This window comes from Pirellulales bacterium (genome assembly GCA_035546535.1).
In the GTDB taxonomy this organism is placed as follows: Bacteria; Planctomycetota; Planctomycetia; order Pirellulales; family JACPPG01; genus JACPPG01.
The window spans coordinates 1-18,328 of sequence record DASZWQ010000134.1; the positions used below are offsets into that span (position 1 = coordinate 1).

The following is an 18,328-nucleotide window of genomic DNA, read 5'->3' on the forward strand; positions in this document are numbered from 1 at the left end:
TTCGCCGTCGGGCGAGACGGCCACGGCGTCCGGCGTGCTCCCCTCGGGCGCTTTCGGGAAAAGCGTCGTCATGATCGTCTCGGTCACCACGCCGCGCCGCGTGTCGATCACCGACACGCAGTTACTCGAGGCGCAACTGACAAACAGCCGATCGTCCGTGGGATGCAGCGCCAATTGATTGGGATGCTCGCCAACGCCGATTCGCGCCGCTACGCGCAAATCGGCCGGATCGACGGCCAACACCTTCCGGTCAGCCCAGTCCGAAACGTACAGCCGCGAGCCATTGCGGGCCATCACAATGTCGTACGGCCGGTTGCCGATCTTGGCCACCCGATCCTCGGCTTTGTGGTCGAGGTCGATCGCCCTTAGCGTGCCGGAATTGATATCCAGCGAATATAGCGTCTTGCCGTCGCGCGACAGGGCCACGCCGCTGCGGAACCGGCGGTCGGCCCGGCGCTCTTCTCGCGAGCGTTTCGATTCGTCGGGCTCATCGGCGCTGGTTCGCGAAAGTTCATTTCCCTTAAGCGCGTAAGCGTGCAGCATGTCGGCGCCGCCGCCCGACCACCAGATTTGGTCCTGCGCGGCGCTCGCGGCCAGGCCGAACCAGCTTTGCCGCGCACGTTCGGAATCGACGATCTTCTTGTCGACCAGGTCCACGAGGCACAGTTCGTGCTGGTTGTAACCGCTGCTGGCGACCAGCGCATGCCGACTGTCGGCCAGCGGGATGATCCCCAGCGGCATGTCGGTTAGCGTGACCTGTTCGCCGGCCGGAGTGAGGGTCCAGCCATTGGGTAAGAGAAATCCGTTGTCCGTCTTCCCAGCGGTGCGCGCTGCGGGCTGCGCCCCGTCAGCCGCGCGGAGCGCCGAACTGACGAGGACGACGATCGCGCAAACCAATCCGGCAGCCTTCCAGTAACGGCGCATAAGGCAAATCCTCCGGCATCCGAAAGTCCAAGCGCTCCCCGCATTGGGGGCGTGGGGGAGCTTTATCGTAGCGGGCGAGAGTATCGCAAACTAGCGAGGACCACGAGCCGCCATTGTGCCAAGGGTTTACGGCGCTTCGTCCGTGTCTTTTCCACTTATTTTCTACGAGATTCTGACCACATCGCTCCTCGCAAGTCGATGCGCCACAACTGCACACTCGTTCTCATGCTCGGCTTCGCGGTCGGCACAGCAGAACGAAGCGGCGTATGCGGAAAGCTCCTCCTCGACGACAGGAATGTGCTATTCGGAAATCGCTGCTGGGCTCTGGCGCACGGCAAGTGTTGCTGCCGATGTTACCAGGCGGCGCGCACCTGTCGCATCCAAACTGATCGACCTAAGGCCATTGGCCGTTTTGCCCCTTCAATTGTTCACCCCGGTGCTTTTAAATGGGGGGCGACGCAAGCCAGGCCGGAAACGGCAACATAAACTGGTCCCGCCGTCTTAGAAAATGGGCGTCGCAACAGTTCGCTGCACAAGGAACGCTGCCGCATGCGCGCAAAGAAGCTAGGCCGCTCGCTGAACGATCGTGATCTCGCCGCTAAGGTCCATCCGCTGCGGTATCTGAACAACTGGACCAACCTGCTGTACATCGCCGCCGATTACGCGGTGCTCGTCACGCTGCTGGCCGGCACGATCGTGCTCTGTCACAACCGCGCTGCCTGGGGCATTCCTTGGGTAGCCTTGGCCCCAACCGTGCTGGTGTCGATATTCCTGATCGGCGCTTGTCAGCATCGGCTGGCGGGTATGGGGCACGAAGGGGCCCATTACATGCTGATGAAGAACCGGGTGCTCAGTGAACTGATCTCCGACGTCTTCTGCATGTTTCCGATCTTTACCACCACCGAGCAATACCGGCAGATTCATCTCGGCCATCACGAATACACCAACGACTGGGACCGCGATCCCGAAATCTTGAACGTCGCCGAGACGCGCCGTATGGCCGACTTTCCCATGACGCCGTGGGAAGTATTCAAGAACTTTGCGCTGCACTTGCTGTGGCCGCCGACGCTGCTGCGCTACACCTGGGACATGATTTACGTCAACGCGCTTGGCAATGGCGTGCATCCCTACGAACGCGATGACGCCCCCGCCCGACACCCTGGCAAAACGATCCGTAATTTCCGACCGGCTACCTGGCTGGGGCTCGGCTACGTGGCCGTGATGGCCATCGGTATCGGCGTCGCCGGGCTGACCGGCCCGGCGTGGCTGCTGGCCGTCTCGCCCCTGGCGTTCTGGGGCGCCGCGTGCGCCGTCGTGTGGCTCCTGCCCGAGTCGTACTTCTTTCAGTCGAAGCTGAAACCGGTCTACTCGGTGCGGATCACCAGCATGTTGCGGCTGGCGTCGCTGACGATTTTGCAAACCGTGCTTTCGGTTGCGTACTATCGCACTGGTACGAACTACGCGATTTACTTTTGGCTTTTGTGGGTGCTGCCGCTGGGGACGAGCTTCCCTTATCTGATGCTGCTGCGCGACCTGGTGCAGCACGCCAACGCCGACGATGGCAAGCTGACCAACAGCCGCGTCGTGTTCTGCCATCCGTTCATTCGCTGGGCAATGTTCGTCTACGGCCAGGACGCCCACCTGACGCACCATCTCTATCCTGCGGTGCCGCATTACAATCTGCCGCGTTTGCACCAGCTATTGAAGGAAGAGAACGCGGAATACGCCGAGCACGTGGTCGAGTGCCACGGGCTGGTGGTGCCCGGCAAGCCCGGCGCGCTGACCGGAATCGAGGTGTTGCGCGTGCCGACGCGGGAGCCGCTCGAAGACGCCGCGGCCGAGCATGTCGGCTCCGGCGATCCCCTGTCCGTCTAGTTGCTGCGCTCCTCGTTCGAGGTCGCCGTGCTTTTCCGCCACAGGCGGTTAAGCATGTTTCCCCCGGGCAAGCGTCCATCTTGTCGGGCATGGACACGACCCCTTCTACGGTCCATGCTGTACGGCAGGCCAGACGCCTTTGGTTCGGCGTCGCGCTCGGCACCTATTGGAAGGCACCATGCAGATCGTCTCGTGGCCGCGATTGGCCGCCGCTTATTTCGTTGCTCTTCACGTTTTCGGAGTCGTCTCGCGGAGCTTCGCCGACGAGACGGTTCCGCTGGCCGATCTCGGCGAGGAAGTCACGGTTTATTCAGACGCCCACGGCATCCCGCACGTCTTCGCCCGCAATTGGAACGACGCCGCGCGCGCCCTAGGCTATCTGCACGCCAGCGACCGGCTGTGGCAGATGGATATGTTCCGCAGGCAAGCCTCGGGCGTTACGGCCGAGCTCTTGGGCAAGGATGCACTTCCGCATGATATCCTGATGCGGCAGCTCGGTATCCGCCGCACGTGCGAAGCGCTATGGAACGGCGGCGGTCTGCCCGAGGCGCTCCGCGCTGAGCTGGTGGCGTACGCCGCCGGCGTCAACGCGCGCATCGCGACGCTTGATGAAAAAACCCTGCCGCCGTATTTCGCTGCGCTCGGCTATCGCCCGGCGCCGTGGACCCCCGTCGATTCGCTGGTTTTCTCCAAGTACATGGGCTGGGACCAGTCGGGCACGCTCGACGATCTCTGGTTCGGCACGATCGTCGAGAAACTGGGCGTGCAGGCGGTCGAAGAGTTGTGGCCGCTCGAACGTCCCTACGAGATTCCCACGATCAAGGCGCAAGCGGATCGAAGCAAAATGACTTCGTCGCTGCGACCGCTGCCGTTCATGGTTGGCGTGTATGAGCGCACGCTGGCCGCGCACGCCCACGTAAGCTGGCTGGGGCGCGGCGGCAGCTTCGGCAGCAACAACTGGGCTGTTGACGGTACGAAGACCGCGACGGGAAAACCAATCCTTTGCAGCGATCCGCACCTCGGCTTTACGCTCCCCGCGATCTGGTACGCCGCGCACGTTTCGGTCAACGGCGAGAATGTCGCCGGCGTGACCTTTGCCGGGTCGCCTTTTGTCGTTATCGGACACAACGACCGCGTCGCCTGGGGCATCACCAACATGCAGGCCGACGCCGTCGATTTCTTCGTCGAGACGATCAATCCCGACAACGCGCAAGAATACAAGCACCGCGGCGCGTGGCAGCCGCTCGCGCGGATTACGGAACACATTCCTGTCCGGGGCGAAGCCGCGCACGAGCTGCACATCGATTCCACACTGCACGGCCCCTTGATTCGTCGCGAAGATAAGGCGATTGCCCTGGCATGGACGGGCCTGACGCCCACGACCGACCTGATGGCGATCTGGGGCATGGGGCGCGCCAAGGATCGCCAGCAATTCCTCGCCGCGCTCGACAAGCTGGAAGTGCCCGCGCTGAACATCGTATACGCCGACGTCGACGGCAATATCATGATGCATCCTTGCGGCAAGCTGCCAGTGCGCACGCGTGGTCAGGGACGCATTCCCATGGACGGCGCGAGCGGAGACAACGATTGGCAAGGGATGATTCCACGCAGCGAACTGCCGCTCGCGGTGAACCCGGCCGAGCACTTTGTCGCTTCCGCCAATGGCCGCCCGACGCCGCTGGGCTATCCGCATTATTTGGGCTGGATGTGGGACGCCAGTTACCGGATTCGCCGCATCAACGAGATGTTGTCGGCCGCCGACAAGCTTTCGATCGATACGATGAAGCCGATCCAGTGCGATGCCTTTGACAAGGCGGCCGAGCGCTTCGTTCCCAAGTTGATCGAAGCGCATAAAGACGCGCCGCCGGCCGATCCCGTTGCCCAACGGGCGCTGGCTGAACTGGCGAAGTGGGACTTCATCGCCGATGCCGACGCGATTGGCCCGATCATCTGGCTGCGGTGGTTCAACTTCTATCGTGACCAGGTGTGGAACGACGAATGGACCAGCCGTGGCATTCAGCAGCCCGGCGGCTCGTGGGGATTTAGCGGCACGAACCGGCGCGAGCCAATGGTCGAGGTGCTGGAATACATCACGCGCGAGGATCCGCAGTCGGCCTGGTTCGACGATCGCACGACGCCGCAACGCGAAACCCGCGACGATATCATGCGCACCTCGTTTGCCGCCGCTGCTGCTGCTTTGAAGGCGCAGTTCGGCGAGGACGTCGCCAAATGGAACTGGGGATCGATCAACATCCTGGCTATTGGCTCGCTGGCGCGGCAGCCTGATTTGGCGCGCACCGGCCCATCGGTGGTTGGCACCTCGTTCACCGTGAACCCGGGCAGTGGCGGCGGCACGGTCGGCGGCGGCGCCTCGTGGCGCATGATCGTAGACCTGGCCGATCCCGCGCGCTCGGTAGGCGTCTATCCGGGCGGTCAGAGCGAGCACCCGGCCAGCCCGCTCTATTCCGACTTGATGGAGCCTTGGGCCAAAGGGGAGTACTTGTCGCTTCACGCGTTGGGTTCGCCCGATAAGCTGCCCGACGCGGCAAAGGCGAAAAAGATCGCGTTCGTGAAACCTTGAACGATGTCGGCTGTGCGACCAATCCGATTTCGACCTGATTGCGTACTGCTGTCCGCAGACCCGAGCACCGGCCGGGCACATTTGTCGGCCGCGCACCATTCTTCCCCAAGGCGGATCCCATGAATAATGCCAATTTCATGCATAATGACAAGCGGCGGTTGTTCGGTTTGTGTTTCAGATTCCTGGGCGTGTTGGCATTGGTAGTCTCCGTGAGGCAAACGACCGCCGGCGAGACGGCTCTCGATCGCTACACGGCCAAGGCCGATCCCGTCTTTGCTTGGAAGCTGGCCGCCCGCATACCCGGCGACGGCTACACGACCTTCATCATCGATCTGACGTCGCAAACGTGGCGTTCGGCGGACGAAGTCGATCGGCCGGTCTGGAAACACTGGCTGTCGATCGTCAAACCTGCGAAGGCCGCGGGCGATACCGCGTTCCTGTACATCGGCGGCGGTAAGAATGGCGGAGACGTGCCACAGGTCGCTCCGCAGCGCGTCATCGACCTGGCGGTCGGCACAAATACCGTCGTCGCCGAACTGGGTCAGGTACCGAACCAGCCGCTGTATTTTGCCGACTCGAAAGAGGCTGGCCGTTCCGAAGACGACCTGATTGCTTACACGCGCATCAAGTACATCAATACCCACGACGAGACGTGGCTCGTGCGGTTGGCGATGGTGAAAAGCGGCATCCGCGCCATGGATGCCATGCAGCAGTTCCTCGCTTCGGACGAGGGAGGCAAGCAAAAGATCGAACACTTCGTCGTGGCCGGCGGCTCGAAGCGCGGCTGGACCACCTGGCTCGTCGGCGCGATGGATAAGCGTGTCAGCGCGATCATTCCCATCGTGATCGATGCGCTCAATTCTGAAGTGATTACGCGCCACCATTACGAGGCGTACGGATTCTTTTCGCCGGCTTTGAACGACTACGTGCGTCACAAGGTTTTTCCCGACAAGGTCGGCACGCCTGAATACCGCGAGGTCCTCCAGATCGAGGATCCGTACAACTACCGCGATCGCGAGCGGTTGAAGATTCCCAAGTTCTTGATCAACGCCTCGGGCGATCAATTCTTCCTGCCCGACAACTCGCAGTTCTATTACGCGGCGCTTCCTGAAGAAAAGCACTTGCGCTACGTCCCCAACGCCAAGCACAATCTGGAAGGGAGCGACGCGCGCGAGAGCATCGAAGCCTTCTACCAGGCGATCCTCAGCAATCGGCCGCGCCCCCACTTCACCTGGACCAAGGACAAAGACGGCACGCTGACCGTCACCGCCCAGGAAACGCCGCAGGCGGTAAACCTGTGGCAGGCCACGAATCCCGAGGCGCGCGATTTCCGCGTCGACACGATCGGCAAGGCCTGGACGAGCACGTCGCTGTCGGCCGCCAGGCCGGGCACCTACGTCGGGCATGTTCCGCAGCCGGCAAAGGGTTTCACCGCCTTCTTTGTGGAGCTGGTTTACCCCAGCGGCAGCCGCTATCCGTTCAAGTTCACGACCGAAGTCAGCGTGGTGCCTGATATTTTGCCGTTCAAGTTCGAGGATGCGCTGAAAAAGTAACTGCCGGCGTGGATGTGACAATTCGGCGCTTCTGCAAATCTGCCGAATTTTCTTGACCCCACGGCAATCTGGGCGCCGCGTCGGCTCGTACTTTAGGCGGTGTGTCTTTGCGACTCCCGCAAGCAAAGCGACACCTGCCCGTGGCTTCGGCGCGCTAGCGAGACGGTCGCGCCCTTCGAGCTTCCCTGCGTCGTTGCGCAGCCGGCTCGCTGCGCGCCGACGGCCACGGGACGGTTATGCCCGCCGACAATTCTGCAGGAGTAACTCCCGCAGGCGACGGTTTCGGCTGTCAGGGGCGTTCGTTCCAAGTGGCAAGGAACTGCTACTGCACGCATCTTCGGCCCTCTCCCGGAAGACTTCGGGCGAATCTCGGCCTATCCGCCGCCTGCCTCTAGTGGCCTGAGCGTACGCAGCTTCGTTGGTTTCGACGCACGAAACTGCAGCATGCCTCTCGTCGCCTAGCGGTACTGCGCAAGGGTTTCCACTGCGCGCACGCGTCGCTGGATCGCACGCCGCGGCCTCGCCGTGAGATTTCGCTTCCGGGCTGGTTTCGTGTGCATTTCCGCGCACAGCCCGCGTTGCCTTGCTTTCCATATCTTCGAGGAACACCATGCGAAATAAAATCTCGACACTCTTGAGTGTTTGCCTGCTCTACGGCCTGGCAGAGGCTGCGTGCGCAGCCACAGGCTATCAACAACAAAACCTGGTTTCCGACGGCTTCGTGCCCGCGGCGCATATCGATCCGAATCTGGTGAATCCGTGGGGGCTGGTCTTTAACCCGGTGGGCTTCTCCTGGGTTGCCGACAACGGCAGTGGGCTATCGACGTTGTACGACGGCAACGGCGTCGCCCAATCGCTGGTTGTTTCCGTGCCAGGCGACGATGGTCCCGCCGCTCCGACGGGCATTGTTTTCAACGGCTCGAACGACTTTGTCGTCAACGACGGCGCAGGGGGCCACTCCGGTCCGAGTGCTTTCATTTTCGCCAGCGAAGACGGCACGATCTCGGGCTGGTCGCCCGCGGTGCCGCCGCCGGCGCCGTCGACCGCCGCTCAGGTGGCCGTTCCCGCCGCCGGGGGCGCCGTCTTCAAGGGTCTGGCCATTGGCACGAGCGCCGGCTCCCAATTCATCTATGCGACCGACTTCCACAATAACCGCATCGACGTGTTCAATAGCTCGTTTGCACCCGTGGTTCCATCCGGCTCATTCTCGGACCCGAACCTGCCAGCCGGCTTTGCTCCGTTTGGCATTCAAAACATTGGCAACCAGCTATTCGTTACCTACGCCAAGCAGGACGGCGCCGCGCACGACGACGTGCCTGGCGCCGGCAACGGCTTCGTCGACGTGTACGATTTGACCGGTCACTTGATCCAGCGCCTGGTCTCGGGCGGAGCGCTCAACTCGCCGTGGGGTTTGGCCATGGCGCCATCGAACTTCGGACAGTTCAGCAATGATTTGCTGGTCGGGAACTTTGGCGATGGCACGATCCACGCCTACGATCCAACCACCGGCACGCTCCTGGGCACCCTCAGCGACCAAAATGGCAATCCGCTGGTCAACGACGGCCTGTGGGCGCTGCAGTTCGGCAATGGATTATTTAACCAGGCGACCAATGCGCTCTTTTTCACAGCCGGACCAGACGGCGAAGCACACGGTCTCTACGGCAGCCTTACGGCGGCGCCCGAACCGTCGACACTGGTCATCGCCGGATTGGGCGCATGTCTCTTGGTCGTGGCTCGCGCGCGAGGCCGGTTTATCCGTCAGGGCGCACACTAAGAATTAAGAATTGCGTTGAGGGGATGGCGCTACGGGACGAGTGCGTGGAGTGTCGGGAGTGGCGCGGCGTGTGGCTCAGTTCACCGCCGCGCTACTCCTTTTCTGGCTCCTTGCGCAGCTCGATCCAGTGCGTGAGAGCATTCCCTGCGCGTTTGCCGGGGCGTGACATGGCAATCAGCGAGCCACCCAGCACGTCGTCGCGCCGCTTCACCTCCAGTTGCAAGTCGTAAGGCGTGCGCGCGGTGTCGGCGGTTTGCAGGTCGCCCGTCATGCGGCCGCGCAGCCAGCCGTCGCGAAATCTTGGCCGGTTCAGCAGCGTTTCTAATTGCCCTTCGATTTGCACGTGTACGTCGCCGTCTCTGTGGACGCTAAGGGTCACCGGCAGATCGCGCTCGTAGGTGTGTACGTGCCCCTTCCAGGTTCCGGCCAGCGACATCAAGTCCGTGTCGGCATCCGCCGGTGGTGCCTGAAAGCGGAAGTTGCCGTTGTCCTTGCCTTCGCTGCTGGCCGACGGCGGCATCAGTACGTCGAGAATCTCCTTGGAGATGGAAAAGGGCAGCCCCGAATTCGAGTTGGCCAGCACCACCACGGCCAGCCGTTTGCCAGGGACCAGCGTCAAGAGCGTGTTCACGCCCCCCATGCCGCCTGAGTGCGAGACCATCGTTTCGCCTTGTGCGTTTTTGTCGACGAACCAGCCGACGCCGTATCCCTGATCCTTGCCGCTGCTTGACGTCGGCTCCTGCATGTGACGGCGCCGCGTGTCGGAAATGATCTCGCGCTGATCCGGTTGCCGGTCGCCCAAGTGGAACATGCCAAAGCGCACCAGGTCGTGGGCGCTTGCATAGACCGCCGATCCGCCCGGATGATCGAAATCGTAAAACGGGATGCGCAACCCGTCGGTACCGTAGCGCACGGCCTCGTATTTCTCCAGCCCCGGGCCGATATCAACCGACATGTGCGTGAGCCCCAGCGGCAGAAAGACTTCTTCGCGCATGAAATCGGCGAACGGCTTGTCAGCCGCGCGCGAAATGACGTAATCGATGATGCCATAGCCGAGGTTCGAATATTGAAAGCGCTCGCCCGGCGCCGTCACCAGGTTGCCGTAGCGGCGGATGGTTTCGTCCATCGACGGTCGGCGATACGGCTCGTCGGCATAAAAGAACTGGTAGTGCAGCGGCAATCCCGAGGAATGATTGGCTACCCGCCGCACCGTGGCATCCGCGGCATTGCCGACCCGGGCGATCAGCTTGGCCTCGCCGAGATAATCATTGATCGGCTTGTCGAGATCGATCTTGCCGCGCTCGATCAGCACTGCCAGACCCGTGGCCGTGATCGGCTTCGAGATCGAGGCTAGCGAATACATCGTGTGCTCGTTCGCAGGCACACGGTTCTCGCGATCGGCCCAGCCGAAGCCTTGCTCCCACACGATCTGCCCGTCGCGAGCCACGGCCACGGCGATCGACGGCGTGCCGCGCTTGGTCAATTCGTCGGGAATCTTCTGGCGGATGGCGTCGAATTCATCGGCGGCTACCAGGGCGACGCCCGTAGCGACAAACAGCAGCGTGAGAACACAATGGCCCAAGCATTTCAGTTTCAAAGCATGCTCCTTGAATTCGCCGGGCGAGCCCGGCGGCTAATTAACGGCTCGACGACGCGTGCCTTCACCGACTACCGGCTCCCGACTACTGCCACGATTCCGCCCGCCGCGACAATCTGCCGCTGCCGCCCCCACGACTGTAATTCGTCGCGCAGCGGTTGTCGAATCGCTCCGCGGCACCCGGCGCGTTATAGTGGCGCCGGCGAATCTCCCAGCCGCACCTGGCGGTGGCGGCAGCGCGGGAAGAGTCGTTCTCACGCGGCTTTTCAACGGAATCATTAACATGCCTCGTTGGTTCATTCCAGCGTCGGCCGCGCTGTTGTTCGCGCCGGGTTTGCTTCACGCTCAACCAGCGGATGGTAGTGCTGCACCGCAACAAACGGCCGCAACTCAGGCCGTCGAAAGCCCGCCGCAGTTCGATGTGATTCTGCGCGGCGGGATGATTTACGACGGTACCGGAGCCCGGCCGGGCACGGGCGACGTGGCCATTAGCGGTGATCGCATAGCCGCCGTCGGCGACTTGCGCACCGCGCGGGCCAAGCGCGAGATCGACGCGCGCGGCCTGGCCGTCGCGCCAGGCTTCATCAACATGCTTTCCTGGGCCACGGTGTCGCTGTTGCAGGATGGTCGCTCGCAAAGCGACATTCGCCAGGGAGTCACGCTCGAAGTTTTCGGCGAAGGCTGGTCGATGGGCCCGTTGAACGCCCGTATGAAGCGCGATATGGCCGACGGTCAGGGGGACATCAAATACGCCATCCCTTGGTCGACGCTGGGTGAGTATCTGGAATACCTCGTTGCGCACGGCGTGTCGTGCAACGTGGCATCGTTCGTTGGCGCCACCACCATTCGCATTCACGTGCTGGGCTACGAAAATCGCGCGCCTTCGCCTGCCGAACTCGAACAGATGCGCACGCTGGTGCGGCAGGCGATGGAAGAAGGGGCGCTGGGCGTCGGTTCCTCGCTCATCTACGCCCCGGCATTTTACGCCGACACGCCCGAGCTCATCGAATTGTGCAAGGTTGCCGGCGAATACCAAGGGATGTACATCTCGCACATGCGCAGCGAGGGAAACAAACTGACCGAAGCGATCGACGAGCTGATCCGCATCGCGCGCGAGGCACGGATTCCGGCGGAAATCTATCACCTCAAGGCGGCCGGCCGTGACAACTGGTCGAAGCGTCCGCGCGCCATTCAGATGATCGAAGCGGCCCGCGCCGCCGGCACGCGCATCACGGCCGACATGTACGTGTACACGGCCGGCTCGACGGGCCTCAACGGCTCGATGCCCCCCTGGGTGCAAGAGGGGGGCCTTCAGCAGTGGGTCGCGCGGATGCGTGACCCGCGGATTCGTGCCCGCGTCGCCGCCGAAATGCGCACCCCCAGCGACGAATGGGAGAACCTGCTCTTGGCAGCCGGCTCGCCCGACCGCGTGCTGCTGTTGGGTTTCAAGAATCCGGCGCTCAAGAATCTGACCGGCAAGACCTTGGCCGAGGTGGCGGCGCGCCGCAAGTCGTCGCCGGAAGAAACGGCAATGGACCTGGTGATCGAAGACGACAGTCGCGTCGATACGGTCTATTTCATGATGGACGAGGAAGACGTGAAGCGGAATATTGCGCTACCCTGGGTCAGCTTCGGTTCGGATGCTCCTTCGGAAGCGCCCGAGGGGCCGTTCCTGCTGGCCAATACCCACCCGCGCACTTATGGCAACGTGGCACGCCTCTTGGGCAAGTACGTGCGTGATGAAAAGGTGATTCCGCTCGAAGAGGCGATCCGCAAACTTACGTCGCTACCGGCCGAGAACCTGGGCCTGCGCGATCGCGGTCTCTTGAAGCCGAATTATTGCGCCGATGTCGTGGTCTTCGATCCTGCCAAGATCCAGGACCATGCCACGTATCCCGAATCGCATCAATATTCGACCGGCATGGTGCACGTATTCGTCAACGGCACGCAAGTTCTGGCCGCAGGGGAGCACACCGGTGCCAAACCGGGCCGCGCCGTCTGGGGGCGGGGGCGGAAGGTGAATTAACTACCAGAGAAAAGACACACGAACTTGCGATACTTGGCCGTTTATTCCGTGTGCCATGCTTTTTCGCCGCAGGCGAATAAGCATGCGAGTCGACAGGGGCAGTTACCATGTTGGAAAGCCAAGGGCAGCCGGCACGAAAGAGATGCGTTCGCTATAACGAACCCGGCGTCGTACACGCGCTCACGTTTAGTTGTTTTCAGCGACGGCAATTTCTGAACAAGGATCGCTCGCGCCAGTGGTTCGTCGAAGCCGTATCGCGCGCACGAGAACGGCTCGAATTCAACGTCTGGGCATATGTCATCATGCCTGAGCATTGCCATCTCCTCGTGTATCCGCGCAACCAAGACTATTCGATTAGTCGCATCTTGTCGGCCATAAAGATCCCCGTCTCAAGGCGTGCGCGTGCGTACCTCGAAGCCCAAGCGCCTGATCGCCTGCACGCGATGCTGGACTGCCAGCCGAACGGTCGAGTTGATTACCGGTTCTGGCAGCGGGGCGGCGGCTTTGACCGCAATCTCAGTGAGCCGCGCGCGATTTATCAGACGATCGATTACATCCACGCGAATCCCGTGCGACGTGGACTGGTGGCCAAACCGAGCGAATGGCGTTGGTCGAGCGCACTTTTTTATGAAGGACACGCAGAAGTGCCGCTATGGATGAATCGCGATACTCTGCCGACATTGTTCGCTGCGGGATCGCTACGTAAATAGCCTGAGTGGTTGGCGGGATATGCCCGCGCGTAAGCATGCTTATCCGCCTGCGGCGGAAAAGCATGGCACCCAGAAGAGGCCGCGCCGTCTGGGGGCGGGGGCGGAAGGTGAATTAACTGCTGCGCAGGGATACAGACCGAGACCGCCGAGACTTTTTAACGATCATTGGGTTTCACGGCCCGGGGGCGCGGTTTGTTGCCCGGGATCACGGACTGCCCGTCGCCGCTCGATGTCACGTCGTGGAACGCAACCGCCTTCGGGAAATCCGGGCGAAAAAGAGAGGGGGCCAATTCCCGATTCAGGCAAATCTCTGAAATAACGATCTTCATTTTCGGTGGCTTTTCCAGCCTGCCTGGGAGGCCAGCTCCTTGGGTCAACAGTCCTTCCACCGGACACCATCGCGGCGTCTTGGATTTCTCATCCATCACGTACTTGTAGCTGAGTACGTTCCACTGCGCCTTCCACCCAGGCCATGTCACCGTTTTCGGCGACTCCGTCACCAGGGTCTCTCGCATGGCCATACCGTGACTTTGATCGAAGATCAGCCGCACATCGTATTTCGTTTTGTTCTTCTCAGAAGAGGAGAGCACATCATGGACCGTGATTTGAAGATCTTTGCCGACTTGCGAATCGAGCGTCGCCCCAGGCAAAGCGAGGATGTCCGGAATCGAGCGCTGTAGATTATGAACGCGTCCGACGAGACATTCGGGAGTTGTCGTTTCTATCGCCTTCGGGTCGTGGATTTGCACGCCGCCCCACTTTTCTTCGCCGGTATCCTTGCGTTCTATCGAAAACAGGAACATGAACATTCCATCGCAGCACGACACTTGTTGAATCTCCTCCGCGTCGTCACCGCGTAGTTCCACGTAGCGCCACTTGGCGCCCTCTCTGGCGAATTGACATCGCTGGGTGGGACCGTCGTCGAATTGCCGTGTGTACTCGAAATACACGGACTCAATGGAATTGATTTTCTCAGATACGAGTGCCCGCGCCTCGTCGAGGGTCAGGCTCTCGGCGCCGCGTCCCGCGGTCGCGGAACACGGAGCAAGGGATAGCACAGCTCCCGTGACAACCAACGTTGCGATTCGCATGCTGTCGCTCCCCTTCACAGCAAACGGGAAAGGAGATAGGACCTGAACAGGTAAGCGTGCCCTTCTTCTGACCACCTGCGATCAACCACGACAGGCTTCCCGTACGATAACAGTCTCCCTCGCGTTCTCAATCGTATACGGCAAACCATCGAGCCACGCGGGAAATACCGGCCTTTTGGCGTACTGATCGTAAAATCCCCAGCACCCGCTGGGCCCCCTTTCCCGCCGCCGCCCGTGGGCTATGCTTGCATGCGGTGTTTTTCGCCTGTGCGGGCGCCTCTTGCCGCGCGGCTGCACCGCCCGCCGGCCGCAAGTGCCGAACCACCTGCACGCAAGCCACGCCCCACCCCTTCGAGAAAACGCACCTATGTCTGGCGACCAACGCCTTCGCGGTATTTTCACTCCGAACATCGTCCCGCTTGACGCGCGCGGTGAGATCAACGAGCCCGAGCTGCGCCGCTACACCGATTGGCTGATCGAGCGCGGCGTGCATGGGCTGTACCCGAACGGGTCGACCGGCGAGTTTACCCGCTTCACCGTCGAAGAGCGGCGGCGGATCATCGCCATCATGGCCGATCAGGCGCGGGGCCGCGTGCCCATCCTGGCCGGCGCCGCCGAGGCCAATGTCCGCGAGACCCTCCGCGCCTGCGAATACTACCACTCGCTGGGTGTGCGGGCCGTGGCCATTGTCTCGCCGTATTACTACAAGCTCAGTCCACCGGCAGTGTACGCGTACTTTCGCGAGATCGGCCGCAACACCCCGGTCGACGTGACGCTATACAACATTCCGATGTTCGCTTCGCCGATCGACGTGCCCACCGTGCAGCGGCTGAGCGAGGAGTTCGAAAAGATCGTAGCGATCAAGGATTCGTCAGGCGACCTGCCGCACATGATTCGCATGATCGCGGCGGTGCGACCGAATCGGCCCGACTTCGCCTTTCTCACCGGCTGGGACGCTGCGCTGATGCCGATGCTGCTGGTAGGTTGCGACGGCGGCACCAATGCCACGAGCGGCGTCGTGCCCGAGATTACGCGCAAGCTCTTCGATCTGACAGTGGGCGGACGAATCGACGAGGCGCGCGAGCTGCAATACAAAGTTTTGCGGCTGTTCGACGCCATGATGTACACGGCCGATTTTCCCGAAGGTTTCCGCGCGGCCCTGACGCTACGCGGCTTTCAGCCCGGCTCGGGCCGGCAGCCCCTTTCCGAAGGCCAGCAGATCGAGCTGGGCGTGGTGCGTGACACGCTGCAATGCCTGCTGGCGGAAGAAGGATTCACCGACGAACCGATCGGCGGCTGCCCCCCCTCGCGCGTCGACACCAGGCAAGTCAATCAGATCGTGCAGGGCGTGCTGGCCGAGCTGGCGCGTCGCGGCCTGTCAAACTAGACACGGCGAATTGAACGCGGCGAAATGAAAGTCTCTTAAGCGATGGCCCGTAAGAAGGCGAAATCCGCCGCCGGTCGAACCCGCGCCGTGGCACGGCCGCGCAAGCCCGCGCGCCGCCAGGTACCGCGCCGCAGCCGGCCTGTTCGTGCTGCGGCTGCGCCGCAACCGGCCGAGCCAGCACCCGCGCCGCCTGACGAGCCGCTGAGCCTGGCCCTGGTCGAAGTCGGCAACCTGACGCCGGCCTTGCTCGTGGCCGATCGCTGCGCCAAGGCGGCCGGCGTGCGCATCCTGAATATCGAAAGCACCGACAGCCCGGTGCAGTGCATCAAGCTCGTCGGCGGCACGGCCGCGGTGCGCGAAGCCGCGATCCAGGGCGCCGAACTGGCCGAGCACATGGGCACGTCGGTCACCTGGACCGTGATGCCGGCGCCGCTCGAAGTGACACGCAAGCTGGCTGCACAGCCTCCCGCTTACAGCCCACTGTTGGATACATACGATTCACGCAATCCGCTGGAGAATTCCATGAGCACCTCGCAAGCGATCGGCTTGATCGAAACGCAAGGGCTGGTCGCGGCCCTGCACGCTACCGACGACATGTTGAAATCGGCCGCCGTCGAGCTGGTCGGCAAGGAGAAGATCGGCGCGGCCTATGTGACGATCGTCATCCGCGGCGATGTCGCCGCCGTGCAAGCCGCGATCGCCGTCGGCCGGGAAACCGTCGAGCGCCTGGGCGGCAAGCTGATCATGGCCGATCTGATTCCGCGTCCGCACGCCGAGTTGGCGGCGCTACTGCCGAAATAGCAGTCATGATGCGCGCGATGCTGGATCGCGGCGTCTTACTAGCTGCCGCGCGGCGTATTTCGCAGTCAAAACGCGAAACACAACCCACGACATGAACAGCGCGAAGTAGCACAACAGCGTTCTCGTTGCGAATTCGCTGATCGTCGGAAGTCGATGCCACGGTCGATCAATCGTTATCGCGCCAAAAGACATCGTTGGCTCGACGACGGTCCATCGCGAACAATGCCAGGTCACGACGGCGAGCACCGCCGTGATGGCGAATGCTTCTGACAACGTCACCGTGATGAACGGCTTTCTGCGACGCTTTTCTTTTCCGGTCACGGCCATGCTGTGAGTCCGGCTCGAGTCACGCGAAATCTTTGTTTGCCGGCAGACCGATGGTGACGGTGGTGCCTGTCGTGCTTGTGTCGATGTCCACCCGGCCGCCGTGCGCCGTGACGATGCGCCAGCATTTTGATAGCCCGTTTCCCAGGCCGCGTCCCGCACCACGGCCTGAGTAGAACGGGTCGAAAGCATGACGCCGCACTTCGGCGGGCATGCCGGGACCGTTGTCGCGGATGGTGAGAATCAGGGCTAATTGAGCGGCGCGCGGCTCGGAAAGTTCTAACCCTCCCCTGGCCCCTCCCTGAATGGCAGGGGAATTCGTGGCACTTGCGTCATTTTGAAAGGGCGGAGGATTTGTTACGGCCGTTATTTCGATGCGGCCGCTCTCGCCGCGCCCGGTCATGGCGTCAAGGGCGTTTTCCATCACGGCCCGCAGCGCGACTTGCAGTTGCGTGGCGTCCGCTTGGATCGACGGCAGCTCCTCGGCAAGCGTCACGTCGAGCGCTACGCCGGCCTCCTCGGCACGGGGCGCGAGCTCGCTGACCACCACGTCGATCAGCTCGGTCACGTCGCAATGCGCCAAACGTGGCTGCGGGGGCCGGGCGAAAAGCATCAAGTCGGCGATCATCTCGTGGACACGCAGCGCCTGGGTATTGATCACGGCCAACTCGCGGCGCCGCTCGGGGTCCTGCTCGTGACGCAGGAAAAGCTGCGCGCGGCCCGAGATCACGGCCAGCGGATTATTGATTTCATGCCCGGCGCCGGCGGCAAACTCGGCCAGCGCCTCGAGCTTCTCTTCTTCGAGCCGCTCGTCGAAGCGGGCTTCGAGGCTCGCGAGCTTCGTCAGTCGCGCCACAACGGTCGAAAAATTCCGGGCGGCGAAGCCAGCGGGCGCGAGCCACCGCTGCCGGGCGCGCTCGGGCAGGCTGCCGGCGGAATACTTTTTCGCGGTCGTGGGCTTTATGCGACTCGCTGCCGGGCGCACTGGTTTTCGTTTACTGCCTGCGATCGCCGCGGTCGTTGGCGAGGTCGCGCCGGCTGGACGTTCATGAAGAATCTTCCCAAGCCAGCCCGGCCACGCGGCGGCGAATTCTTTTGCGCTGCCGCCGAACGCCAGCCACTCGTCGGACACGCTGCGCAGGAGAACGGCGAGATAGCGTGGGTCCTGGAGCGGATCGCGCTTTCGAACGTTTGCTGTCGCGGCGGCCACGTCTAGCGCCGCCCGTGCGGCCAATCGGTTTGGCTCCGGAGCGACGAGCGTTTCGTCAGAAGAGGGCAGATCCTCCAACGAATTGAGCAATGCAAGAAGATGCTGCCCCATCCACCTGGCCAGCTCGGCGAGCGTCGGCACATCGCAATCGCCACGATGAGCTACGGCGTGGTGATAAGAGGCCCAGAGGGCGAGCGCGGGATCGGTCGCGAGGGCCTCGATAAGAACTGCCGGCAAGGCGGCTGCCGCCGGCTCGAGTAATAGCGACAAGAGCACGTCGGCTGTCGGTCCCGACAACGGCAGGCGACAAAATCCATCGCCGCACGGAATGGCAGGAAGTCGTGCACTCAAGCGTAGCATCCTCGACGCGGAACGTGCGCCACCACCGAATGCGGCAGGTCGCTAGCGGCGCGCGTACCATCATCGCGCGATCGCCAGCAAACATCGCTTCGTTCGAGCAACTACTTCCGCGATC

The 18,328-nt window shown here is 62.4% G+C and carries 12 protein-coding genes; 8 read left to right on the forward strand and 4 right to left on the reverse strand.

What is annotated here, in order from left to right; translation table 11 throughout:
* A partial coding sequence (locus VHD36_16050; GenBank protein ID HVU88836.1) for a hypothetical protein occupies positions 1 to 924 on the reverse strand: 924 nt, incomplete at its 3' end.
* A gap of 549 nt (positions 925 to 1,473) precedes the next feature.
* On the opposite strand from VHD36_16050, the gene VHD36_16055 reads away from it, so the two are divergent.
* The 4 genes from VHD36_16055 (at position 1,474) to VHD36_16070 (ending at position 8,707) form a co-directional block, all read left to right on the forward strand.
* Positions 1,474 to 2,799, forward strand: a complete 1,326-nt coding sequence (locus VHD36_16055; protein ID HVU88837.1) for a fatty acid desaturase — start codon at positions 1,474 to 1,476, stop codon at positions 2,797 to 2,799.
* A gap of 178 nt (positions 2,800 to 2,977) precedes the next feature.
* Complete coding sequence (locus tag VHD36_16060) at positions 2,978 to 5,380, forward strand: penicillin acylase family protein (GenBank protein ID HVU88838.1); 2,403 nt, start codon at positions 2,978 to 2,980, stop codon at positions 5,378 to 5,380.
* 119 nt (positions 5,381 to 5,499) lie between these two features.
* Positions 5,500 to 6,933, forward strand: coding sequence for a PhoPQ-activated pathogenicity-related family protein (locus VHD36_16065; GenBank protein HVU88839.1), 1,434 nt, complete (start codon positions 5,500 to 5,502; stop codon positions 6,931 to 6,933).
* 610 nt (positions 6,934 to 7,543) lie between these two features.
* Positions 7,544 to 8,707: a TIGR03118 family protein gene (locus VHD36_16070; GenBank protein ID HVU88840.1), complete on the forward strand. Its 1,164-nt coding sequence runs from the start codon at positions 7,544 to 7,546 to the stop codon at positions 8,705 to 8,707.
* 91 nt (positions 8,708 to 8,798) lie between these two features.
* Here the strand turns inward: VHD36_16070 and VHD36_16075 are convergent, their stop codons facing one another.
* On the reverse strand, positions 8,799 to 10,304 hold the full coding sequence (locus tag VHD36_16075; protein ID HVU88841.1) for a serine hydrolase domain-containing protein: 1,506 nt from the start codon (positions 10,302 to 10,304) through the stop codon (positions 8,799 to 8,801).
* Between the two features lie 283 nt (positions 10,305 to 10,587).
* Here VHD36_16075 and VHD36_16080 point away from each other — a divergent pair, with 283 nt between their 5' ends.
* Positions 10,588 to 12,330, forward strand: a complete 1,743-nt coding sequence (locus tag VHD36_16080) for a D-aminoacylase (GenBank protein HVU88842.1) — start codon at positions 10,588 to 10,590, stop codon at positions 12,328 to 12,330.
* Between the two features lie 110 nt (positions 12,331 to 12,440).
* Entirely contained in the window at positions 12,441 to 13,040 is a 600-nt protein-coding gene (locus tag VHD36_16085; protein HVU88843.1) for a transposase, read from the forward strand.
* Between the two features lie 155 nt (positions 13,041 to 13,195).
* Here VHD36_16085 and VHD36_16090 read toward each other — a convergent pair whose 3' ends face one another.
* Positions 13,196 to 14,131 (reverse strand): hypothetical protein, encoded by a 936-nt coding sequence (locus VHD36_16090; GenBank protein HVU88844.1) that lies wholly within the window; start codon positions 14,129 to 14,131, stop codon positions 13,196 to 13,198.
* Positions 14,132 to 14,498: 367 nt separating this feature from the next.
* Between VHD36_16090 and VHD36_16095 the strand changes: the two genes are divergently transcribed.
* Positions 14,499 to 15,518: a dihydrodipicolinate synthase family protein gene (locus VHD36_16095; GenBank protein HVU88845.1), complete on the forward strand. Its 1,020-nt coding sequence runs from the start codon at positions 14,499 to 14,501 to the stop codon at positions 15,516 to 15,518.
* 42 nt (positions 15,519 to 15,560) lie between these two features.
* The gene (locus VHD36_16100) at positions 15,561 to 16,319 is read left to right on the forward strand and encodes a BMC domain-containing protein (protein ID HVU88846.1); all 759 of its coding nucleotides are present in this window, start codon (positions 15,561 to 15,563) and stop codon (positions 16,317 to 16,319) included.
* A 346-nt stretch (positions 16,320 to 16,665) separates the two neighbouring features.
* Here VHD36_16100 and VHD36_16105 read toward each other — a convergent pair whose 3' ends face one another.
* Positions 16,666 to 18,204 carry a HAMP domain-containing sensor histidine kinase gene (locus tag VHD36_16105; protein ID HVU88847.1) on the reverse strand — a complete coding sequence of 513 codons (1,539 nt, stop codon included), beginning with the start codon at positions 18,202 to 18,204 and terminating at the stop codon, positions 16,666 to 16,668.
* Between the last annotated feature and the right edge of the window lie 124 nt (positions 18,205 to 18,328).